Origin of the sequence: Wenyingzhuangia sp., from assembly GCF_039768515.1 — a bacterium.
Taxonomy (GTDB): Bacteria; Bacteroidota; Bacteroidia; order Flavobacteriales; family Flavobacteriaceae; genus Wenyingzhuangia.
This window is the reverse complement of record NZ_JBDNAI010000020.1, coordinates 1-21217: the sequence shown is the minus strand read 5'-3', so window position 1 is coordinate 21217 and position 21217 is coordinate 1. Positions and strand designations below refer to the sequence as shown.

Here is a 21217-nt window from a genome sequence, read left to right as displayed (position 1 = left end):
AGATGTTGTTTTAAATTATTTTACTTTTTCGACGATGGCCTTAAAAGCTTCTGGGTTGTTCATTGCTAAGTCGGCTAAAACCTTACGGTTCAATTCGATGTTGTTAGCTTTTACTTTTCCCATAAACTGAGAATAAGACAATCCATGAATGCGAGCACCCGCATTGATACGTGTGATCCACAATCCGCGGAAAGTTCTTTTCTTGTTTTTTCTGTCACGGTAAGAGTAAGACATCGCTTTCTCAACCGCATTTTTTGCTACTGTGTAAACGTTTTTACGTCTTCCAAAATAACCTTTTGCTTGCTTCAAGATTTTTTTTCTTCTATTTCTTGAAGCTACTGAATTTACTGATCTAGGCATAATTTCAATGTTTTTTTGTAGTGAGGCGGTAACATTAATGTTACGCTTTTAAGTGGCCCACTCCATGGTTAATAATTTAATATTCCCGATTAGACTTAAATTACTTTAAGTTTAATTGATTTTTGATGTTTGCTTCATCACTCTTGTGAACCAACCCATCGTGGGTTAATTTCAATTTACGCTTTTTAGACTTCTTTGTTAAGATGTGACTTTTAAATGCGTGCTTTCTTTTTAATTTTCCAGTTCCAGTTACTTTGAATCTCTTCTTAGCACTTGATTTAGTTTTTAATTTAGGCATCTCTCTTTAAGTTTATTATTCTTGCTTATTTTGTGTTGGTTGTTAAAACAAAGACCATCAGGGTTTAAATTTTGATGATTTTTTAGCTTAACAACACTTATTTATTTTTTGACTTTGGGAGCAATAAACATAATCATACGTTTACCTTCTAACTTTGGCATCTGTTCTACCTTTCCGTATTCTTCTAGTTCTTGAGCTAATTTTAATAACAAAATTTGGCCTTGATCCTTGAAAATAATAGAACGTCCTTTGAAGAATACGTAAGCTTTAAGTTTTGCACCATCTTGTAAAAATTTGATAGCGTGTTTCTTTTTAAACTCGTAATCATGTTCATCTGTTTGAGGTCCAAAACGGATTTCCTTTACAGTAACTTTAGAAGCTTTCGCCTTCATTACTTTTTCGCGTTTCTTTTGCTCGTACAGAAACTTTTTGTAATCTATAACTTTACAAACAGGAGGAACCGCTTTTGGAGAGATTTCAACTAAATCTAACTCTTGTTCTCTGGCTATCTGTTTTGCTTTGGATATAGGATATACACCGATTTCGATGTTTTCACCTACCAAGCGTACTTCATCCACATAACGAATATGTTCGTTTATTCTGTGTGGATTTTCTTTGATAATTCTCGCAGGTCCCTTAGACCTTCTTCTTTTAATTGCTATGACTCTATCTGTTTGTTCTCATATTGCTATGAGATGTTAATCTCTATTTGAATGGTACTATGGTATTTTCTATTTCGTTAGCTACATGTTTTATGAAGTTGTCTACTGAGTATGTCCCTAAGTCTCCTTCTCCATGTTTTCTAACAGATACGCTTTCTTCGCCTTCTTCTTTTTCTCCTACAATGATCATGTAGGGAATCTTACTCACTTCAGCATCTCTAATTTTTCGACCTGTCTTTTCGTTTCTGTCGTCAATGAGCGTGCGAATTTCGGAATTTTCTAGCAATTCTGAAACTTTTTCAGCATATTTCTGATATTTCTCACTGATCGGTAGGATGATAACTTGCTCCGGCATTAACCAAAGTGGAAAATTACCTCCAGTGTGCTCTAATAATACTGCTATAAAGCGTTCCATGGAACCAAAAGGTGCACGGTGAATCATTATAGGTCTGTGTTGAGCATTATCAGAACCTTTATAGGTCAAATCAAATCTTTCAGGTAAGTTATAGTCCACCTGAATCGTTCCAAGTTGCCAACTTCTTCCAAGTGCATCTTTGACCATAAAATCAAGTTTTGGTCCATAAAAAGCTGCTTCACCTGTTTCAACAACATAGTTTAGTCCTTTTTCTCTCGCGGCATTGATTATTGCATTTTCTGCTTTGTTCCAGTTTTCATCAGAACCTATATATTTTGTTGGATTTTCAGGGTCTCTGAGAGATACTTGTGCGGTAAAGTCTTCAAAACCTAGAGAACCAAAAACATACAATACCAAATCAATTACTTCTTTAAATTCTTGATCTAGTTGATCAGGTGTACAGAAAATATGTGCGTCATCTTGAGTAAAACATCTAACACGAGTCATTCCATGAAGCTCTCCGCTTTGTTCATATCTGTAAACAGTACCAAATTCAGCATAACGTTTAGGGAGTTCTTTATATGACCATGGTTTGTAATTATAAACTTCACAATGATGTGGACAGTTCATGGGTTTCAATAAAAATTCTTCGTCCATTTTTGGAGTTTTGATAGGTTGAAAACTATCTTCTCCATATTTTTCGTAATGACCTGAAGTTACATACAACTCTTTTTGACCGATATGTGGCGTCATAACCATTTCATATCCCGCTTTTTTTTGTGCTTTTTTTAAGAAATCCTCTAGCCTACTTCTTAATGCTGCTCCCTTCGGAAGCCATAACGGCAGTCCTTGTCCTACTTTTTGAGAAAAAGTAAACAGTTCTAGTTCTTTACCCAATTTTCGATGGTCTCGTTGTTTGGCTAGCTCTAATAATTCTAAATATTCAGTTAGCAGTTTTGCTTTGGGAAAAGTTATTCCGTAAATGCGCGTCAATTGTGGTTTTTTTTCATCACCTCTCCAATATGCACCTGCAGCACTCATAACCTTTACGGCTTTTAAAATTCCAGTATTTGGAACGTGTCCTCCACGACATAAGTCTGTAAAGTCGTCATGATCACAGAAAGTAATTTCACCATCAGTTAGGTTTTCAATCAACTCAACTTTGAAAGGGTTGTTTTCTTTTTTATATTTTTCTAGAGCATCTGCTTTAGAAACTTCACGCAATATAAATTCATGTTTTCCTCTGGCTAATTCTAAGAATTTTTGCTCGATTTTTGTAAAATCGTTTTCTGAAATTTTGTGGTTTCCAAAGTCAATGTCGTAATAAAAACCATTTTCTATCGCAGGACCAATCGTTAATTTTATTCCAGGATATAATTTTTGTATTGCTTGAGCCAAAACGTGCGCAGAAGAGTGCCAAAAAGCTTTTTTTCCTTCTGGTTGATCAAATGTAAATAAGGTTAGGTTACCGTCAGTTGTTAAGGGGGTTTTGGTTTCAACGGTATCACCATTAAAGCTTGCTGAAATTACATTTCTAGCCAAACCATGGCTAATGCTCATGGCTACATCCATTGGGGTACTGTTTTTATCGTACGCTCTTATACTTCCATCGGGTAAAGTAATGTTGATCATCATATGTTTTTTTGCATCGCAAAGATAGGGGTTTAATTGAAAGATAAAAACATTCAATTTTAAAGTTTTAGCCCCCTTTTTTTGAAGGTTTATCTTTGTTAAATTCTTTAATAAACAAATTAGTTAAAAATGTGTGATATTCTTTGACTTCTAAATTTTTAAATCTTTGAAGAAAAAGTTACTTTTGCGCATGCAACAAAAAGTACTTATACTAGATTTCGGGTCTCAAGTAACGCAGCTGATAGCTCGTCGAGTGAGAGAATTAAACATTTATTGTGAAATTCACCCATACAACAGTGAAAAATTTAATTTTGCTGATTACAAAGCAGTCATTTTATCGGGTTCACCACACTCCGTAAGGGGAGAGGAAGCCCCTACTATAGACTTGTCAGAGGTAAAAGGCAAGAAACCATTACTTGGTATTTGCTACGGAGCACAATACTTAGCTCACTTTTTTGGAGGAGAGGTAGGTGCGTCAAACACTAGAGAGTATGGAAGGGCTAATTTATCTTTTGTAGATCAGAAGTCTCCTTTGTTTCAAGGTATAGATATAGGGAGTCAAGTTTGGATGAGTCATTCAGATACGATTTTAAATTTACCAAAAAACTACAAATGCATTGCGAGTACTCATGATGTTGAAAATGCAGCATACTGTATAGAAAATGAAGATACTTTTGCCATACAATTCCACCCAGAAGTTTATCATTCAAAGGATGGAACACAAATATTGAAAAACTTTTTAGTTGATGTAGCAGAGGTGTCACAAGATTGGACACCAGATAATTTTGTTGATGCAACAGTAGCTGAAATCAAAGAGAAAGTCGGTAATGACAAAGTCGTATTGGGGCTTTCTGGGGGTGTAGATTCTACTGTAGCTGCTGTTTTATTAAATAAGGCAATAGGTAAAAATCTATATTGCGTTTTTGTAAACAACGGTTTACTTCGTAAAAATGAATTTGAAGGTGTATTAAAGCAATACGAAGGTATGGGCTTAAATGTGAAAGGAGTAGATGCCACAGATCGGTTCATGACCGCTTTAGCCGGTTTGTCTGATCCTGAAGCGAAACGTAAGGCCATAGGGAAAGCATTTATAGAAGTTTTTGATGTAGAAGCTACAGCTATTGAAGATGTAAAATGGTTGGCACAAGGGACGATTTATCCGGATGTAATTGAATCCGTTTCGGCAGACGGGGGACCCTCTGCAACCATAAAATCTCATCACAATGTTGGGGGATTACCAGACTTTATGAAACTAAAAATTGTAGAGCCTTTGCGTATGATTTTTAAAGATGAAGTTCGTAGAGCAGGGAAATCTATGGGGATAGACCCAGAGTTGTTGGGACGCCATCCTTTTCCTGGGCCTGGTTTAGCCATTAGAATCTTAGGTGATATAACTGCTGAAAAAGTAGCTATGTTACAGGAGGTTGATGCTATTTTCATCAATGGCTTGAAGGAACATGGGTTGTATAATTCTGTTTGGCAAGCTGGAGCTATTCTACTTCCTGTACAATCAGTTGGGGTAATGGGAGACGAAAGAACTTACGAAAAAGCAGTCGCATTACGTGCTGTTGAGTCAACCGATGGAATGACTGCTGATTGGGTAGATTTACCTTATGAATTTTTACAGGAGATCTCGAATAAAATCATCAATCATGTCAAAGGTGTCAACAGAGTTGTTTATGATATTAGCTCTAAACCACCAGCAACGATTGAATGGGAGTAGTCGTTTGAGCCTCGTTGTAAAATATTTGATTTTTCTAGATATTAATTTTAACTTCACAAAATATGAAAGCTACAAAAAAACAAAGTTTCCGATTGTTTGTCTTTTTATTGTTTTTCTTTTCTTTTTCTTCTTTTTCTCAAGAGGTTAGCTCAGAGTCAATAGCAAGTGAAAAAGCAAAAGAAATGAAAGTTTTGATGACCATTGCTAGATCAAATAATATTGATTACGATGATTTGTTAGGGGCGAATCTAAATACTTCAAAATGGCTGCAAGAAAATACGATTGATAGTTCGTTTGTAAGTGATTTGAATCAAGATGTACCTTTGGAGAAAAAAATGACGGTTTCTATCAATAGTAAAAAAGAATCCAAAACTCATTTAGTCAAAAAGAATGAGACTTTATATGCTTTATCAAAATTTTATAAGGTTGATATAAAATCAATAATAGAGGCAAACCCCGCACTATCAAAAAAAGTATTGCGCGAAGGTTATCTTTTAAAAATACCTAACAAAAGAAAGTCTAACGCTTTGTTATTGACTTACAATCATAAAGTCAAGGCCAAGGAAACTTGGTATGGTTTGTCTAAAAAATACAAAGTAACAATTGATCGCTTGAGAGCGCTAAATCCAAAAATCGCGAAACGTGGATTAAGAACGGGCGATGTTTTGGTTCTTAAAAATTAAAATAAATAAAAAATCAGATGACCTTTCTTTAGATTTGATTGAAGGTAATATTTTAAGTGATATATGTTGAATAATTTTCTTTTGTTTGGTTTGAGGTTTTGTATGATTTGTTTGTTTTTGAATGTTTCATTTTCAAACGCACAACACATAAAAGAATACAAAACAGAAGATGGAGAATCACTTCGTGATGTTGCTAAAAAGTTAGATGTCAATTACAGAGCTTTGTTAAAAGCAAATCCAAAACTTTCCAGATGGCCAAAAGAAAACACTGTCGTCAAAATTCCAGATTATCTTTACGAGTTAAAGTATAGAAGAAAAAGGAGTAAAGACCCTTTGAAGGATCGTAAATCTGATTTGGTTAAGCCTACACAAGATTCTCTACAAATCCATATCGTAAAACCTAAAGAGACCATTTATGGTTTGTCTAGGCAATACGGTATATCCATGATTGATCTGATCAATAAAAATAAGGTTTTATCTGTCGAAGGTTTGATCATCGGTCAGGAATTAAATATTCCTTACCAGAAGAAACTAGGACAAGAAACTCCAAGTGACAGTCATATCGTTCAAACGATGGAAACTTGGTATAGTCTCTCTAAGCTATACGGTGTAACGATTGAAAACTTAAAAGCTACCAACTTAGAAGTAAGCTTGGGAGGCTTGAAAATAGGATCCACGATAGAAATTCCAAAGAATAAGAAAATTTCGTTAAAATCACCAGAAGAAAATACACATGTGATTGCAAAAGGTGAAACATTGTACAGTGTTTCTAGGTTTTATGGTATTAATGTAGATGAATTATTAGCAGTAAATGATACTGTTGTTGTAGATAGTTTAATGATTGGGACGGTCTTAAGTCTACCAAAAAAAGTTATCGAAAGTGTTACTGTAAGTACTGTAATGCCTGTCTATAAAAGCGCTCCAGTATTTTATGATTTTAAGAGTGATGTTGATTCATTAGATGTCATCTTAAAAGAATATAAAGTTTCTAAGGACTCTATCCGATCCTTAAATCCATCTATAGATAGTCTGATGACAAATGGAGGGAAAATTTTGATGGGTTTTAAAAAGTCACATCAGTTGTTTGGGAATCGTCAGTGGTTCAAGGATTCTATTATTATAGATAAGCCTATCAGTGCCATGATCATGCTTCCTTTCGATTTAAAAAAGAATGACACTCTTAGTAAGGAAATATTATTTGCCAATAATTCTAGTCTACCCTCAATTGTTTCAGACTTTTACATGGGAGCAGAAATTGCAATTGATTCCTTAAAGAAACAAGGAGTTCAGCTGAATATCAATGTTTTTGATACTGAAAAATCAATAGATTCTATCAATAAAAACATCACGAAATTAAAGACATCTAAACCTGATGTTATCATTGGACCATTGTATAGTTCGAATGCTATTTATGTGGCTACACAATTTCCAAAGATTCCTGTATACTATCCTATTTATTCCAAAAAGCAATCGAGTTTTTTGAATGATAATATAATCAAAACAGCTTCAGATCAAGCACTATTTAAAAGAGAGATTTTAGCTTTTGTCAAAGAAAATAGGAAAGGAGAACATTTGTTGATTGTTGGTTTAGAAAAAAACAATTTACGATTAGAAAATCTAAAAAGACAATTGTGTAAAAAAGATACTTTGGGCAATCCTTTTGTAAATGATGTTTCTTTAATCACTTTATCAAATGGTTACATTGCTAAAGAAGCTTTCTTAGAAAAAATTAAGTTGGATAAGCCCAATTGGATTCTAATCGCCGATAACAATAATGTTGCTGTTTCTGATGTGTTTAATAACGTTTTAAACTTACCGAAGGAAAATCAAAACACAACTCCCATAAGGATTTTATCGTTTGAAAAGTCAAGCTACATTCAGAAGTTGCCATATGAGGTGCTTTGTAGGTATCATTACACTTATGCGACAGACAAGGTAGAATATAGACAACTTATGAATAAAGATTTTGAACAGTCTTATTTAAGAAAGAATTATCAATATCCAAGTCATCATGCTGAACGTGGTTTTGATGTAACTTATGATGCGATATTACGTGTTTTAAAAAGTAAAAATGGAGGTAAAGATGTGTTTGCTCCTTCACACAGGGTTAAAACAGCTTTTATTTATAAAAAAGCAGAGAAGCCAGTTCAAGTGAATCAAGCTGTTTTTGTAAATACTGTTGAAGATAGAAAAGGTGAAGGGTTTAAAATAATCAGGTTAAGATAGTTTAGAGGCTATTTCTTCAATTGTTTTATCAAATGGAGTATATCTAAACTCAGTATCCCTTGTGATTTTACTTCCATCGTAGACTCTTTTTTTCTGTGCGGATTTCGCACTATATTTATCTATCTTCATTTGAAATTTGCCAAAAGTCAGAACAGACAAGACATTGTTGATTCTCCACATGATTTCAGTAACAGTTTTTCCTATCTTAAACTTTGGAGGTTTTACACCAGTTTTGTTAGCAATAAGTGTGAAGATGTCTTTAAAACTGAGGTTTTCACTGACGATTACAAATCGCTCGTTTTTAATACTTCCATTCATTAGTAGGATCATCGCCTCGGTCACATCTAATACATCTACAACACCAGTACTCCCTTTGGTGTAAAATTGGAGTCCTTTTTTAATCTGGTTAAATAATTTCCCAGTGTTTATGTTCCAAGCTCCAAATCCAAAAATCACCCCTGGATTCACAATTACAACATCCAAGCCTTCTTGAGAACCTCTCCAGACTTCAGTTTCACCACCAAATTTAGATAAGCTATAGTCGCTATGATCTTCCTCGGGATTCCACTCACAATTTTCATCCATTAAAGGTTTTCCTGGGTTTTGTGATAGCGTTGCAATTGAACTCACATAGCATAACTTTTTGAGGTTTCTGCTGATACAAAGGTTTACAATGTTTGCGGTTCCTTCGATATTTGTTTTTCGCATTTGTTCTTGATCTTTTTGAGAAAAAGAGACCATTGCAGCAGCATGATATACATGTGTGATTTCATCGAAAGCTATTTCTAAAGCTGGTAGATCTGTGACATCAGCCTTTTTCCAAATAATTTTATCAAATAGCGATGCGGCGTTATGCAATTCAAATATTTCTTGAGTCGTTTTTTTTTTGTTTTCGTTCCTGTACAAGGCGACCAAACGATCGTTTGTTTTACTTAGTTTATAAAGTAAGTGCGCTCCCACCAAACCTGTTCCTCCTGTTACTAAAATCATACTTCAAAATTAATCAAATTTAGGAGAAATTAATTGTTAATTTTACTTTTCAAAGTTTTATCAAATGAAAAAAAATGAACTGAGAAAAAAATACAAGTCCCTAAGGCAAGACTTAAGCCTTGAAGAGGTTGAATTAAAAAGTATGTCTGTAGCAAATCAACTTTTAAATTTACCTATTTGGAATCAAACCTATTATCATCTTTTTCTGTCTATTCAGGTAAAAAAGGAGATAGATACAGAACAAATTTTACATGTACTATTTGCTAAAAACAAAGAGGTTGTTGTTTCGAAGTCTGATTTTGAAACCAATACTATGAATCATTTTCTTTTGACAGAAAATACCAGGTTGAAAGTGAATGATTATGGAATACCAGAGCCTAAAAATGGTTTACCTGTTCCTGAAGCCATGATTGAAGTCGTATTTGTACCGTTGTTAGCTTTTGATCAAAAAGGGAATAGGGTTGGTTATGGCAAAGGTTTTTATGATAAGTTCTTGCAGAAATGTGATTCAAACGTGATTAAAATAGGTTTGTCTTTTTTTGAACCTGTAGTTCCGGAAATCACCGATATTCATCATGATGATGTGCCCTTAAACTATTGTGTTACCCCAAATAAAATATACTGTTTTGATGGATAGAATTATAAGAAAGACTGTTGCTTTTGTCAAAGAAAAATTAAAATTTAATGAGGGAGGTCATGATTGGTTTCACACAGAACGAGTCTATAATAACGCTTTATTTATCGCACATACTGAAAGTTGTGATTTGCTAGTCGTTTCTTTGTCTGCTTTGTTGCACGATATAGCAGATGCTAAATTCCATGGGGGAGATGAACAATTGGGACCAAAAGTTGCACGAGATTTTTTAATTTCTGAAAATGTCAACAAAAAGATCATTGACCATGTTGTAAACATTATTGAAAATATATCTTTCAAAGGTGGTCACGAAATACAAAGGTTTAGATCTAAAGAGTTGGATATAGTTCAAGATGCAGACCGATTAGAAGCTATTGGAGCTATTGGAATAGCCAGAACATTTAATTATGGTGGATTTAAAAATAGACCAATTTATGATCCAGAGATTTTGCCTAATCTGAAGATGAGTAAAGAGGAGTATAAGCATACTAAAGCTCCTACAATTAATCATTTTTATGAAAAATTGTTATTGCTTAAAGACAGAATGAATACGACTAGAGGAAGTGAGATGGCAGATAAAAGACATCGTTTTATGGAGCTCTTTTTAAGTCAGTTTTATGATGAATGCAACGGTGTTTTGTGACCCATAGGAAGAAAGTGTTTCATCTAAGAGAAATAATGAAAGGGAGTTGGTCTTTTAATATTCCTCCTTTTGCAGTAGCTGAATGTCTCTAGTGAGTTGTTCTATTTCTTTTTGATCGGTTCCATCATAAAAGCCTCTAATTCTTTTTTTTGTATCAATTAAAATAAATTGTTCTGTATGGATAAAATCTTGGACACCACCATCACCCTCGTCTAGCACAGCAAAATAACTTTTTCTAGCAAGGTCGTAAATCATTTTTTTACTACCTGTGGTAATGTGCCACTTGTTGCTAATCGCTCCGTGTGCTTTGGCATATTTATTTAGTACTGGGACACTGTCCATTACAGGTGTTACCGAGTGAGATAAAAATTTAATATGACTATTATTTATGAATTTTTGTTGCAGAGTATACATATGATCCGTCATTATGGGGCATATTGTTCCACAACGAGTAAAAAAGAAGTCAGCCACATAAATTTTATCTTTAAAATCTAAAGGCGTTATTTTTTTTCCATTTTGATCTGTTAAGGAAAATTCACCAATAGTATGGTTTTTTGAAATGTTTAAAAGACTGTAATCTACCAGTTTTGGATTTACATCTATGGGATTGTAAATTGGCAAAGATTTTGATTTGATATTGAGTGAGTATAGAGCAATAATGATTGAGATTGATATTACACTCATCGCAATAATGGTGTATTTGGATTTTGTAAAAAAGTGATTGCTCATGTTTAAATTTTTATCAAAGTTACAAACCCTTAAGAAACTTTGCACAAAAAATATGAACACATAATTAAAATTGTACATTTGTTTGTCTAAAAAAAGAATTACAAATTATCTATGGAGAATTTAATTATCGCGGGGCAGTTTCTATTAAGCTTGTCGCTTTTAATCGTATTACATGAATTAGGACATTTTATTCCTGCAAAAATTTTCAAAACAAGAGTAGAGAAGTTCTATTTGTTTTTTGATTATAAATTTTCAATCATAAAGAAAAAAATTGGAGGAACTGTTTATGGAATTGGTTGGATTCCACTCGGTGGATATGTTAAAATTGCTGGAATGATTGATGAAAGTATGGATACTGAGCAAATGAAGCAGCCTGCTCAGCCCTGGGAGTTTCGTTCTAAACCCGCATGGCAACGCTTGATTATAATGTTAGGAGGTGTCATCGTAAACTTTGTTTTAGGTCTTCTTATTTACATCATGATTTTTTCTGTTTGGGGCCAAGAAGTCATTCAACCAACAGACGTTAAGAATGGTTTTTCCATAAGTAATACCATGAAAAAATATGGATTTAGAGATGGTGATACTTTCTTGAAAGTTGATGGAAATCCTGTCGAGAATGTTTTAGACGTCAATAAGCAGTTGTTTCTGAGAGATATTAAAACTATTCAAGTTTTGCATGCTGATGGAAGTAAAGAGGTTTTAAGTATTCCATCAGACATAGGGAAAGAAATGTGGCAGTTGAATGATCTTCAACCTTTTGCACTTCGTCATTACGCGATTATAGATTCAGTGATACCAGGTAACCCTGCTTCTTTGTCTGGCTTTATGAAGTCTGATAAAATTGTTTCCGTCAATGGAGAAAAATCTATTTATTGGAGTGATTTCACTTCTAAAATCCAAGAATCAAAAGGTGAAGCTATTGAAGTTGTAGTTAATAGAGGAGAAGTATTGATTACCTTGACAGTAACACCAGGAGAAGACAAAAAAATAGGAGTAACCCCAATGTTTAGTCCGGATGATAACTTTATCATTACGCACAAGAAATACAATATTTTTCAAAGTGTTGACAAGGGCGCTGCAGCTGCTTATTGGACATTAAAAGATTACATGTCACAATTTAAGTATGTGTTTACTAAAAAAGGAGCTAGTAGTATGGGAGGATTTATTTCAATAGCAAAGATTTTTAAACCTGTTTGGCATTGGGAAATATTTTGGGCTAATACTGCATTTTTATCTATTATGCTTGGGTTCATGAATTTACTACCCATACCTGCTTTAGACGGAGGTCACGTTGTTTTTACTATTTATGAGATGATTTCTGGAAAAAAACCGGGAGATAAGTTTTTAGAATATTCCCAAATAGCCGGTTTTATCTTGCTATTATCTCTTCTAGCTTTTGCTAATGGAAATGATATTTACAAACTTGTGTTTGGTTAGTAAATAGAATAAGACATAGATTTAAAATAAGGAAGCGTTCTTGTGTTACAAGAATGCTTTTTTGTTTTTTGTTTAGAAAAGGTGTATTTTAAGAGTCTAAAACAAACAGCTTATGATAGAATTGGCAGGGATTATTATTTTAGGGATTTTAGCACAGTTATTAGCTTGGAAGTTTAAATTACCAGCCATTTTACCATTGATTTTGGTAGGTATAGTTGTGGGACCCATTTCAACTTTAATTACAGCTGACGGCTCTAAGTGGATAGAGCCAGTTTGGAATGGATCCAAAGGTTTATTTGCAGGGGAAAGCTTGTTTTACTTTGTTTCCCTAGCCATAAGTATTATTCTTTTTGAAGGAGGTCTAACCCTAAAGAAAAAAGAGATATATAATGTTGGGCCTTCGATAGTTAAATTAATAACTATTGGAGCTGTTGTTACTTTTTTTGGAGCGGGTATCGCTGTTCATTATCTGTTAGGGTTAAGTTGGTCAATTTCATTTTTGTTTTCTTCTTTAATTATTGTAACTGGTCCAACTGTTATTACTCCGATCCTAAGAAATATACGATTGAAAAGGGATGTTTCAGCATTGTTGAAGTGGGAGGGTATTTTGATAGATCCCATTGGTGCGCTAGTTGCTGTTTTGGTTTTTGAATTTATTAGTATTGAAAATACAAGTGATTTTACCCAAGCAGCTATGGTTGAGTTTGGTAAAATAGTATTGTTTGGTTTTACATTTGGTTTTACGTTTGCTCATGCCTTTAATCTTATTTTAAAGCAGAAAATGGTTCCTAAATATTTGTTGAATGTTTTTACGCTAGCTTATGTTTTAGGGGTATTTGTTTTGTCTGATTCTTTTGCTCACGAGTCCGGTTTGTTGTCTGTTGTCGTGATGGGAATGGTACTAGGTAATATTGATATGCCTTATTTAAAGGAAATCTTAGATTTTAAAGAATCCTTAAGTGTGCTCTTGATTTCCATTCTTTTTATTTTGTTATCGGCAAATATGAATGTAATTGATATTGATTTGATTAACAATTGGCAAACTTTAATTCTTTTTGTAATCATCATTTTAGTTGTTCGCCCTTTAGGTGTTTTTTTGAGTACTAGAAATTCTGGTTTAAAGTTTACAGAAAAAATATTCGTGAGTTGGGTAGGACCAAGAGGTATAGTAGCTGCAGGGATTGCTTCTCTTTTTGGATTAAAATTAGTAGCAATAGGTGAAGAAGGAGCAGAATACATCACACCATTAGTTTTTTTCATCGTTTTGGGTACTGTGTTGTTAAATGCAACTACAGCTAGATTTGTAGCAAGAGTATTAGGGGTTTATTTGCATGCTTCCAAAGGAATTGTTATTGTTGGCGCTTCTGAAGTCTCTAGGGTCATTGCTAAATATTTAGAGGGTAAAAATAGGCATGTAGTCTTGATAGACAACAATGCGGATAAAGTTGATTTGGCCAGGAGGGGAGGTTTGAACGCAGAGGTCATTGATGTGTTTTCAGATCAGGTATTGGACGACATAACGTTTGATGAGATAGGTTATTTGTTGGCATTAACGGGAAGTAAAAAGGTAAATAAACATGCGATTCAAGTCTTTAGTAGCAGAGTAGATAACGCTTCTGCTTTTAGATTTGTTTCTGAAACAGAATTAAGCGAAAATAAAAGAGAAAAGGAAACCAATTTTCTGTCTTTAGAGGACGATTTTATCAAATTTAGTGAATTGGTCCGTGAATTTCCCTATGTAAATGAAGTAGAAATTAAATCACAGCAAGAATTCATTGATATGTCAAATCAGTTGATAGCAAAACCAGATACGATTCCTCTATTTGTCTCTGATCAAAAAGGTGAGTTTTTCGTTGTTAATACCCTTTGCGAGCCGATAATTTTTGGTAAAGATTCTATATTGGTTTATTTGGGTAAACCCTTGTAGGTTAATTATAAAGTTAAAAAATAATAGCCTTTTCAAATTATTTTTTTTAATTTTTTTACTTATATTTGCATCCTCAAAAATTAATAACGTAGGTCGTGAACCTACACAATTTTAAATTATGTCAGTAAAAATTAGATTACAAAGACACGGAAAAAAAGGAAAACCTTTTTATTATGTAGTAGCAGCAGATGCTCGCTCAAAAAGAGATGGTAAATACTTAGAGAAATTAGGTACTTATAACCCTAACGTAAATCCTGTTATCATTGAGTTAGATGTTGATGCATCAGTAAAATGGTTAAACAACGGAGCTCAGCCAACAGATACTGCGAAAACAATTTTATCTACCAAAGGTGTTTTGTTGAAGAAACATTTACAAGGAGGTGTAATAAAGGGAGCCTTAACTGAAGAGCAAGCAGAAGCTAAGTTTACTGCATGGATTCAGGCAAAAGAAGCAGCTATTCAAGCAAAGAAAGATGGTTTGTCTCAGTCTCAGGCCGATGAAAGAGCAAAAGCACTAGAAGCTGAAAAAGCAGTAAGTGATGCTCGTATTGCAGCTGTTAAAGAGGCAGAAGCAGCATTGATTGCAGAAGCAGAAGCAGCTGAAGCTGCCAAGCAAGCAGAAGCAGAAGCAGCTACTGAATCAGAAGAGACTACTGAGGTAGAAGAAGCTACAGAGTAATTTTTGAATACGATTAGATGCGTAAAGAAGATTGTTTTTATTTAGGCAAAATCGTAAGAAAACACAGTTTTAGAGGTGAGGTTGTTATAAAGTTAGACACTGATGAACCTCAGTTATATAAAGATATGGAATCAGTTTTTGTCGAACAAGGCAAAGATTTGATTCCATTTTTTATTGAAGAAAGATTGCTCCAAAAAGGAAATCAATTGCGAGTACGTTTTGAAACGATTGATTCTGAACAAGATGCAGATGCTATTATGAATTCAGGAATATATTTGCCTCTATCCTTTTTACCTAAATTGACGGGTAACAAGTTTTATTTTCATGAAATTATTAATTTTAAGGCCGTTGATACAGTTTATGGAGAGGTTGGTGTGGTTAAAGGAATTAATGACACCACAGCACAGCCGTTATTTGTAATTATGAAAGACGGTCAAGAAATTTTAATTCCTATGATTGATGAATTTATCAAAGAGATTGATCGTAAAGGAAAGCGTGTTGTTTTGTGCACACCCCCAGGTCTAATTGAGATGTATTTGTCTTAAACTCTATCTGTTGAGTAGATATTTGTGTTTTTAAGCTTCTTTAGGTTTTACAATGTTTCAATTTAAACAATTTTCTGTTTTGCAAGAGCGTTCAGCAATGAAAGTTGGAACAGATGCTGTTCTGTTAGGATCATGGGCTCCTGTTGGTAAAGCAAAGAACATTTTAGACATTGGAACTGGTACTGGTTTGATTGCTTTGATGTTGGCTCAAAGAAATGCCACAGCTAAAGTTCATGCTGTTGAAATAGAAGAAAATGCTTGTTTAGAAGCTTCAATAAACTTTAAGAAAGCTCCTTGGTCAGACAGATTAAAAGTATATAATGACTCTTTACAGCATTTTGAAACAATCATAAAATATGATCTCATAGTCTCCAATCCTCCCTATTATCAAGATACTTTCAAGGGACTCAATTCAAATAGAACGTTGGCTAGGCATGTTGACAACTTATCCTTTCAAGATTTACTCTTTTATACCTCCTCAATGTTGCATGATGAAGGAACTTGTGCTTTTATAATTCCGTTCAGTGAAGAGGATTATTTTATTAAATTAGCAAAAAAAAATGGTCTCAATATATGTAAATTGACAAGAGTGAGGGGTAGGGTAGATTTACCTTTCAAGCGAAGTTTGCTTTGTTTTAAGAAAAAGTTTTGTGATTGTGAAGAGACAGAGCTTGTTATAGAAGTGAAAAGACATGTATATACCTCAGATTATATTGAATTGACTAAATCTTTTTATTTAAAAATGTAAACTAATGAAGAAATATTTTGTTTTGGCAAGTTTCAGTGGTGCATTGGCAGTGCTTTTGGGTGCTTTTGGTGCTCATTCTTTAAAAAATATACTTTCTGACTCACAGATGTATCGTTTCGAAACAGCAGTAAGGTACCAAATCATTCATAGTTTGTTGGCCTTGATAGTTCTGCTAATTCCATTTTTGACAGTGAGACAAATGAAAATAATTATAAAGACTCTATTTGTTGGGGTTTTTTGTTTCTGTGGTTCAATCTACATACTTGTCACAGGGTTTGTCAGTGCTGGTTATATTTGGTTTGTTACTCCATTAGGAGGTCTTTTAATAATCATCTCGTGGATGTTGATAGGGTACTATGCTTTGAAACAAAAATCAGTATAATTATCTTATTTATATTTCTTTCTTTCAAGCTCTCTCATCTTTCGTAGCGTTTCATCTTTATTTTCTTTTTGAATAGCTTCTATTTTTAAGTCAACTTGTTTTTGATACTTGCTGTTTTTCTTTTCTATTTCGTATTTGATCATACTATTTTTTATCTCTAGAATACTATCAATATCATTTTGAAGTGATTGCTTATAGGCTTCTATATGAGCAAAAGACTTTATCCTTAAAGTGTCCTTTAATCTATTTTGAATGTCTTTTGTTTGTTTTTCAAACAACTTATCGTTACCATTTTTAATAGAATCTGTTATTCTTATTAAAATTATCTCTTTAGTATCTTTAAGTGATTTTATTTCTTGGTTAATTAAATTTTGTTGACTTTTTTTTAGTGAGTCTATTTTTCTTGTAAATATAACTTCCTTCTTGTTTTTTAATTGATTTAGTTTATTATCGACTAAAGTTTTAACAAGTTTCATTATTTCTTCATTTAAATTAATATTAGACGTGTAATATTTTAAACTTTTATTAAATGTAGTGGAGTCAGTTTCTTGGTTTATATATACGAGGCTAAGGTAATTTATGTTTCTTTCGTTGTTTTTATTTTTAATATTTTTTGCATTTTTTGCAATGTAAATTTCTGCAAGCACCGAGGCCATCTTTTGTTTTGACAGTAGGTTGTCTGGTTTCTTAGGGATGGTGTTGCTGTTACATGAGATCAAAGCACAAATGCAGAAGAAATAAAAAATAGTGTTTTTCATTATCTATTAAATGTAATTCTTTTTCCTTTGATTTCGTCATTAAATTCTCCATTCTCATAGACAAGGTTTCCGTTGACAAATGTGTGTGTGATAGAGCTACTAAATTGTTTACCCTCAAACGGAGACCACCCACATTTATATAGAATATTTTCTCGAGTAACCGTCCATTTCTTTTCTGGATCTATCAAGACCAGGTCAGCGTAATATCCTTCTTTGACAAATCCTCTTTTTTCAATATCAAAAAGGATAGCTGGGTTGTGGCACATTTTTTCAACAACTTTTTCAAGTGTAATTTTACCTTGATCAACAAAATTTATCATCGCAGGTATGGCATGTTGCACAAGTGGTCCACCACTTGGAGCCTTAGTGTAGTTGTTTTGTTTTTCTTCTAAAGTGTGTGGGGCATGGTCTGTAGCAATCACATCAATCCTATCGTCTAATAACGCCTTCCAAAGAGCACTTTGGTCCTTTTTAGTTTTTACTGCTGGGTTCCATTTGATATATGTGCCTTTTTCAGCATAATCATCACTATTGAAAGTCAAATGGTGGATGCAAACTTCAGCGGTTATCTTTTTGTCTTTTAAAGCAATATCATTTCTAAACAATTCTGTTTCAATTGCAGTTGACAAATGAAATATATGCAATCTAGCTCCAGTCTTTTTTGCCAACTCAATCGCTTTAGAAGATGACAAATAGCAAGCTTCCTCACTTCGTATGATAGGGTGTTGGGCCATTGGAATGTTTTCACCGTATTTGTTAAGAGCTTTCTGGAAGTTATCTCTAATTGTTTGTTCATCTTCGCAGTGAACTGAAATTAGCATATTAGTAGAGGAAAATATATTTTCTAGAACTTCAGGATTGTCTACTAGCATGTTTCCTGTAGATGACCCCAAAAATAACTTGATACCCGCAACTTTTTTTGGGTCGGTTTTTAAAAGTTCTTCTAAGTTGTCATTCGTTCCACCAAACATAAAAGAATAATTTGCATAGGAGGTTTTTTTGGCAATTTCAAACTTGTCCTCTAGTAATTCTTGAGTAGTAGCTTGTGGAACGGTGTTGGGCATTTCAATGAAAGACGTTATTCCACCTGCAATTGCAGCTCTACTTTCAGTGGCAATATTCGCTTTGTGGGTTAGGCCAGGTTCTCTGAAATGCACTTGGTCATCTATGGCTCCTGGGATCATATATTTTCCTTTGGCATTGATCACTGTAGCGCTTTTAGGTACTTTTATATCCTTTGCAATGGTTTTTATAATTTCATTCTCAATAAGTAGGTCACGCTTAAAAACTTTACCTTCATTTATAATTTTAGCTCCCTTTATTACTGTGCATCCCATGATTTATCGTTTTTTTTAATCCTTTAATTTTCATTTTTATAACTCCAAAAATAGCTTCACTTATTATTGAACTGTCTAATTTTGATTCCCCTTTCGTTCTATCTGTAAAAACAATAGCTACTTCTTTGATTTTAAATAGGCGTAACCAAGCTTTGAATTTCATTTCAATTTGAAAAGCATATCCTGTAAATCTTATTTCGCTGTAATCTATGGTTTCTAATACTTTTCTACGGTAACAAATAAACCCTGCGGTAGTATCAAATACGGGGATTCCTGTGATCAATTTTACGTACTTAGAGGCTAAGTAAGACAAAATTAACCTTTTAAAGTCCCAGTTGATCACATTGATTTTATTGTTGATGTATCTTGATCCAATTGCCAAATCATAGCCCTCTTTTTCGCAGGCATGGATTAGTCTCGGTATGTCTTTTGGGTTATGCGAAAAATCAGCATCCATTTCTAAGATGTACTCATACTCTTTTTGGATGGCCCATTTAAACCCAAAAATATATGCTTTACCCAGTCCTCTACTGTTGGTTCTAACTTGTAAGTATAAGTTTTTTTTGATTTCTTGTAGTTTTTTTACGACTTCTATTGTACCGTCTGTAGAACTGTCATCAACCACTAGGATATGATAGTCAGAGTTTACCTCCAACACTGCCTCAATGATGTTGTTAATATTCTCAACTTCATTAAGAGTTGGGATGATAATAAGTACCGGATACATACGATTGGTTTGTTTTACAAATTTACGTTTTTTTATTGCTAATTTTACAGCAATATTAATTAGATATTTACAGCAAAACTAATGAATCCAGATCTTCTAGATAATTCTTATTACAACAACGTTAATTTGTTGTTGTTGATCCCTTTGCTCTTGCTTTTTTTTATTTTTTCTATCAATCCAGATAAGACTAAAAAAATGTTCAAATGTTTTTTTTCGAATGCTTACTTTTATACCTATCAAAATGATACATTCAGTAAGTTGTCTATCTATCAAGTTTTGGTCTTTATGTTCTCTTCTTTTGTTTTTACTTTCTTTTTAGTGATCGTAAAATATGATAAACACGTCACCTTTCATTATTTTTCAGAATGTTTCAATACAATTATTTATTTTAATATTATTTATTTTTCACTCAAATACATTTTTTCCGAATGCTTATATAGATTCTCTGGCAAAAAAGTATTTTTCAAGCAAATTTTGCTGGTAGAGAGCTGCTACTTGGTTACCATTCTTTTGTTTCTTTTTTTTGTGTTGGCCCATGCTTTTTTATATTTGAATCATTATGATTTTGTGAGGCACTATATTTTGTTGTTGTTTTTTGTATTGTACTCAATTAGAGTTGTTTATCTTTTGGTAAACAATAAAAACTTGCTGTTTGGTAAAGTTTTGCATATAATTTTGTATCTTTGCACGCTAGAAATAATTCCATTTATTTATTTATTCAAAAGCTATATAGAGTAAGAAAAAGATGAAAGTCAAAACAATATTAGTATCCCAGCCAGAACCAAAAGCTGACCAGCTATCTCCATTCTCGATACTATCTACCAAACAAAAAGTGAAGGTAGATTTTAGATCATTTATTCATGTTGAAGGTTTGACGGTAAGAGAGGTTCGTAATCAGAAAATTGATTTAGGTAAATATTCGGCTATCATTTTGACCAGTAGAAATGCAGTAGATCATTTTTTTAGAATCGCTGAAGAGATGCGTTTTAAAGTCCCAAACGAATTGAAGTATTTCTGTCAGTCTGAAGCTGTTGCTTATTATTTACAAAAGTATGTTGTTTATAGAAAACGAAAGATTTACGTAGGAAAAAGAACTTTTCCAGATCTTTGTGAAATCATTAAGAAACACAAAACCGAAAGGTTTTTATTACCGTCATCAGATAAATTAAAGGATCTTATCCCTGAATCTTTAGACGCCATGGGATTGGATTGGAAAAGAGCAGACCTCTACAGAACCGTAACGAGTGATTTGTCCGACTTAGAAAAGGTTACTTATGATGTGTTGGTGTTTTTCAGTCCTTCTGGAATCCAGTCTTTGTTTAAAAACTTTCCGGAGTTTAAGCAAAACAATACTAGGATAGCAGTATATGGAAATTCTACAGTTAAAGCTGCAACAGAAGCAGGCTTGCAAGTAGATGTTTCTGCACCTTCGCCAGAGAGCCCCTCTATGACAATGGCTTTAGAGAAGTATATTAAAGAAGTAAACAAAAAGTAATTTTTATTTTTTGCAAAATATATAAAGAGCCTATTTTGATATAGGCTCTTTTTTTTATCATAAATAATATTGTAATGTTTCAAATAGGAAAAACAATTGTTTCAGAGGAAGTGTTAGAAAAAGATTTTGTTTGCAACATATCGGCTTGTAAAGGAGAGTGTTGTGTTTCCGGAGATGCTGGAGCTCCTGTGTTAGAAGAAGAGACAAAAAATCTTAACGAAGTTTACCCAAAGATCAAGCATCTATT

22 protein-coding genes are annotated in these 21217 nt (G+C 33.4%); 13 read left to right on the top strand and 9 right to left on the bottom strand.

Annotation, left to right across the window (positions count from 1 at the left end; translation table 11 throughout):
- Nucleotides 1-15: 15 nt before the first annotated feature.
- The 4 genes from rplT to thrS form a co-directional block, all read right to left on the bottom strand.
- Complete coding sequence (gene rplT / locus ABF281_RS01360) at nucleotides 16-360, bottom strand: 50S ribosomal protein L20 (RefSeq protein WP_347179902.1); 345 nt, start codon at nucleotides 358-360, stop codon at nucleotides 16-18.
- A 100-nt stretch (nucleotides 361-460) separates the two neighbouring features.
- Complete coding sequence (rpmI, locus tag ABF281_RS01355; protein WP_010134986.1) at nucleotides 461-658, bottom strand: 50S ribosomal protein L35; 198 nt, start codon at nucleotides 656-658, stop codon at nucleotides 461-463.
- 101 nt (nucleotides 659-759) lie between these two features.
- On the bottom strand, nucleotides 760-1278 hold the full coding sequence (infC, locus tag ABF281_RS01350) for a translation initiation factor IF-3 (RefSeq protein ID WP_347179952.1): 519 nt from the start codon (nucleotides 1276-1278) through the stop codon (nucleotides 760-762).
- Between the two features lie 85 nt (nucleotides 1279-1363).
- Nucleotides 1364-3307 carry a threonine--tRNA ligase gene (thrS, locus tag ABF281_RS01345; RefSeq protein ID WP_347179951.1) on the bottom strand — a complete coding sequence of 648 codons (1944 nt, stop codon included), beginning with the start codon at nucleotides 3305-3307 and terminating at the stop codon, nucleotides 1364-1366.
- Nucleotides 3308-3497: 190 nt separating this feature from the next.
- Between thrS and guaA the strand changes: the two genes are divergently transcribed.
- The 3 genes from guaA (at nucleotide 3498) to ABF281_RS01330 (ending at nucleotide 7939) form a co-directional block, all read left to right on the top strand.
- Nucleotides 3498-5030: a glutamine-hydrolyzing GMP synthase gene (gene guaA, locus ABF281_RS01340; RefSeq protein WP_347179901.1), complete on the top strand. Its 1533-nt coding sequence runs from the start codon at nucleotides 3498-3500 to the stop codon at nucleotides 5028-5030.
- Nucleotides 5031-5092: 62 nt separating this feature from the next.
- Complete coding sequence (locus tag ABF281_RS01335) at nucleotides 5093-5713, top strand: LysM domain-containing protein (RefSeq protein ID WP_347179900.1); 621 nt, start codon at nucleotides 5093-5095, stop codon at nucleotides 5711-5713.
- A gap of 117 nt (nucleotides 5714-5830) precedes the next feature.
- Entirely contained in the window at nucleotides 5831-7939 is a 2109-nt protein-coding gene (locus ABF281_RS01330) for a LysM peptidoglycan-binding domain-containing protein (protein WP_347179899.1), read from the top strand.
- Here the strand turns inward: ABF281_RS01330 and ABF281_RS01325 are convergent.
- Nucleotides 7931-8929, bottom strand: a complete 999-nt coding sequence (locus ABF281_RS01325; RefSeq protein ID WP_347179898.1) for an NAD-dependent epimerase/dehydratase family protein — start codon at nucleotides 8927-8929, stop codon at nucleotides 7931-7933. The genes ABF281_RS01330 and ABF281_RS01325 overlap by 9 nt on opposite strands.
- Nucleotides 8930-8993: 64 nt before the next feature.
- On the opposite strand from ABF281_RS01325, the gene ABF281_RS01320 reads away from it, so the two are divergent.
- Both ABF281_RS01320 and ABF281_RS01315 read left to right on the top strand, forming a co-directional pair.
- Nucleotides 8994-9566 carry a 5-formyltetrahydrofolate cyclo-ligase gene (locus tag ABF281_RS01320; protein ID WP_347179897.1) on the top strand — a complete coding sequence of 191 codons (573 nt, stop codon included), beginning with the start codon at nucleotides 8994-8996 and terminating at the stop codon, nucleotides 9564-9566.
- Nucleotides 9559-10206 carry an HD domain-containing protein gene (locus ABF281_RS01315; RefSeq protein ID WP_347179896.1) on the top strand — a complete coding sequence of 216 codons (648 nt, stop codon included), beginning with the start codon at nucleotides 9559-9561 and terminating at the stop codon, nucleotides 10204-10206. The genes ABF281_RS01320 and ABF281_RS01315 overlap by 8 nt, the downstream gene beginning before the upstream one ends.
- Nucleotides 10207-10260: 54 nt before the next feature.
- Here ABF281_RS01315 and ABF281_RS01310 read toward each other — a convergent pair whose 3' ends face one another.
- Nucleotides 10261-10935 (bottom strand): SCO family protein, encoded by a 675-nt coding sequence (locus ABF281_RS01310; protein WP_347179895.1) that lies wholly within the window; start codon nucleotides 10933-10935, stop codon nucleotides 10261-10263.
- 111 nt (nucleotides 10936-11046) lie between these two features.
- On the opposite strand from ABF281_RS01310, the gene rseP reads away from it, so the two are divergent.
- The 6 genes from rseP to ABF281_RS01280 all read left to right on the top strand — a co-directional run bounded on the left by rseP (nucleotide 11047) and on the right by ABF281_RS01280 (nucleotide 16653).
- Nucleotides 11047-12372: an RIP metalloprotease RseP gene (gene rseP / locus ABF281_RS01305; RefSeq protein ID WP_347179894.1), complete on the top strand. Its 1326-nt coding sequence runs from the start codon at nucleotides 11047-11049 to the stop codon at nucleotides 12370-12372.
- A 112-nt stretch (nucleotides 12373-12484) separates the two neighbouring features.
- Nucleotides 12485-14299, top strand: a complete 1815-nt coding sequence (locus ABF281_RS01300; RefSeq protein ID WP_347179893.1) for a sodium:proton antiporter — start codon at nucleotides 12485-12487, stop codon at nucleotides 14297-14299.
- 118 nt (nucleotides 14300-14417) lie between these two features.
- Nucleotides 14418-14978, top strand: coding sequence for a 30S ribosomal protein S16 (locus ABF281_RS01295; RefSeq protein ID WP_347179892.1), 561 nt, complete (start codon nucleotides 14418-14420; stop codon nucleotides 14976-14978).
- 17 nt (nucleotides 14979-14995) lie between these two features.
- The gene (rimM, locus tag ABF281_RS01290; protein ID WP_347179891.1) at nucleotides 14996-15523 is read left to right on the top strand and encodes a ribosome maturation factor RimM; all 528 of its coding nucleotides are present in this window, start codon (nucleotides 14996-14998) and stop codon (nucleotides 15521-15523) included.
- A 52-nt stretch (nucleotides 15524-15575) separates the two neighbouring features.
- A complete protein-coding gene (locus ABF281_RS01285; RefSeq protein WP_347179890.1) occupies nucleotides 15576-16271 on the top strand; it encodes a methyltransferase in 696 nt (231 codons plus the stop codon).
- Between the two features lie 4 nt (nucleotides 16272-16275).
- Nucleotides 16276-16653 (top strand): DUF423 domain-containing protein, encoded by a 378-nt coding sequence (locus ABF281_RS01280; protein ID WP_347179889.1) that lies wholly within the window; start codon nucleotides 16276-16278, stop codon nucleotides 16651-16653.
- Nucleotides 16654-16658: 5 nt separating this feature from the next.
- Here the strand turns inward: ABF281_RS01280 and ABF281_RS01275 are convergent, their stop codons facing one another.
- Genes ABF281_RS01275 through ABF281_RS01265 form a run of 3 tightly spaced genes read right to left on the bottom strand, consistent with a single transcriptional unit; the run spans nucleotide 16659 to nucleotide 19475 of the window.
- A complete protein-coding gene (locus ABF281_RS01275; RefSeq protein WP_347179888.1) occupies nucleotides 16659-17411 on the bottom strand; it encodes a DUF4296 domain-containing protein in 753 nt (250 codons plus the stop codon).
- Nucleotides 17411-18748: a dihydroorotase gene (locus ABF281_RS01270; protein WP_347179887.1), complete on the bottom strand. Its 1338-nt coding sequence runs from the start codon at nucleotides 18746-18748 to the stop codon at nucleotides 17411-17413. Before ABF281_RS01270 ends, ABF281_RS01275 begins: the two co-directional genes overlap by 1 nt.
- The gene (locus ABF281_RS01265) at nucleotides 18720-19475 is read right to left on the bottom strand and encodes a polyprenol monophosphomannose synthase (RefSeq protein ID WP_347179886.1); all 756 of its coding nucleotides are present in this window, start codon (nucleotides 19473-19475) and stop codon (nucleotides 18720-18722) included. Before ABF281_RS01265 ends, ABF281_RS01270 begins: the two co-directional genes overlap by 29 nt.
- 745 nt (nucleotides 19476-20220) lie before the next feature.
- Between ABF281_RS01265 and ABF281_RS01260 the strand changes: the two genes are divergently transcribed.
- On the top strand, nucleotides 20221-20970 hold the full coding sequence (locus tag ABF281_RS01260) for a uroporphyrinogen-III synthase (protein WP_347179885.1): 750 nt from the start codon (nucleotides 20221-20223) through the stop codon (nucleotides 20968-20970).
- A gap of 74 nt (nucleotides 20971-21044) precedes the next feature.
- On the top strand, nucleotides 21045-21217 hold a 173-nt coding region (locus ABF281_RS01255; protein ID WP_347179950.1), incomplete at its 3' end, for a DUF3109 family protein.

Coding starts and splice junctions, on each gene's coding strand:
- guaA (WP_347179901.1), top strand. CDS start 3,498: ATGCAACAAAAAGTACTTATACTAGATTTCGGGTCTCAAGTAACGCAG.
- rseP (WP_347179894.1), top strand. CDS start 11,047: ATGGAGAATTTAATTATCGCGGGGCAGTTTCTATTAAGCTTGTCGCTT.
- ABF281_RS01335 (WP_347179900.1), top strand. CDS start 5,093: ATGAAAGCTACAAAAAAACAAAGTTTCCGATTGTTTGTCTTTTTATTG.
- ABF281_RS01325 (WP_347179898.1), bottom strand. CDS start 8,929: ATGATTTTAGTAACAGGAGGAACAGGTTTGGTGGGAGCGCACTTACTT.
- ABF281_RS01285 (WP_347179890.1), top strand. CDS start 15,576: ATGTTTCAATTTAAACAATTTTCTGTTTTGCAAGAGCGTTCAGCAATG.
- ABF281_RS01315 (WP_347179896.1), top strand. CDS start 9,559: ATGGATAGAATTATAAGAAAGACTGTTGCTTTTGTCAAAGAAAAATTA.
- thrS (WP_347179951.1), bottom strand. CDS start 3,307: ATGATCAACATTACTTTACCCGATGGAAGTATAAGAGCGTACGATAAA.
- ABF281_RS01270 (WP_347179887.1), bottom strand. CDS start 18,748: ATGGGATGCACAGTAATAAAGGGAGCTAAAATTATAAATGAAGGTAAA.
- ABF281_RS01260 (WP_347179885.1), top strand. CDS start 20,221: ATGAAAGTCAAAACAATATTAGTATCCCAGCCAGAACCAAAAGCTGAC.
- rplT (WP_347179902.1), bottom strand. CDS start 360: ATGCCTAGATCAGTAAATTCAGTAGCTTCAAGAAATAGAAGAAAAAAA.
- rimM (WP_347179891.1), top strand. CDS start 14,996: ATGCGTAAAGAAGATTGTTTTTATTTAGGCAAAATCGTAAGAAAACAC.
- ABF281_RS01275 (WP_347179888.1), bottom strand. CDS start 17,411: ATGAAAAACACTATTTTTTATTTCTTCTGCATTTGTGCTTTGATCTCA.
- ABF281_RS01280 (WP_347179889.1), top strand. CDS start 16,276: ATGAAGAAATATTTTGTTTTGGCAAGTTTCAGTGGTGCATTGGCAGTG.
- ABF281_RS01265 (WP_347179886.1), bottom strand. CDS start 19,475: ATGTATCCGGTACTTATTATCATCCCAACTCTTAATGAAGTTGAGAAT.
- ABF281_RS01300 (WP_347179893.1), top strand. CDS start 12,485: ATGATAGAATTGGCAGGGATTATTATTTTAGGGATTTTAGCACAGTTA.
- ABF281_RS01320 (WP_347179897.1), top strand. CDS start 8,994: ATGAAAAAAAATGAACTGAGAAAAAAATACAAGTCCCTAAGGCAAGAC.
- ABF281_RS01310 (WP_347179895.1), bottom strand. CDS start 10,935: ATGAGCAATCACTTTTTTACAAAATCCAAATACACCATTATTGCGATG.
- rpmI (WP_010134986.1), bottom strand. CDS start 658: ATGCCTAAATTAAAAACTAAATCAAGTGCTAAGAAGAGATTCAAAGTA.
- ABF281_RS01295 (WP_347179892.1), top strand. CDS start 14,418: ATGTCAGTAAAAATTAGATTACAAAGACACGGAAAAAAAGGAAAACCT.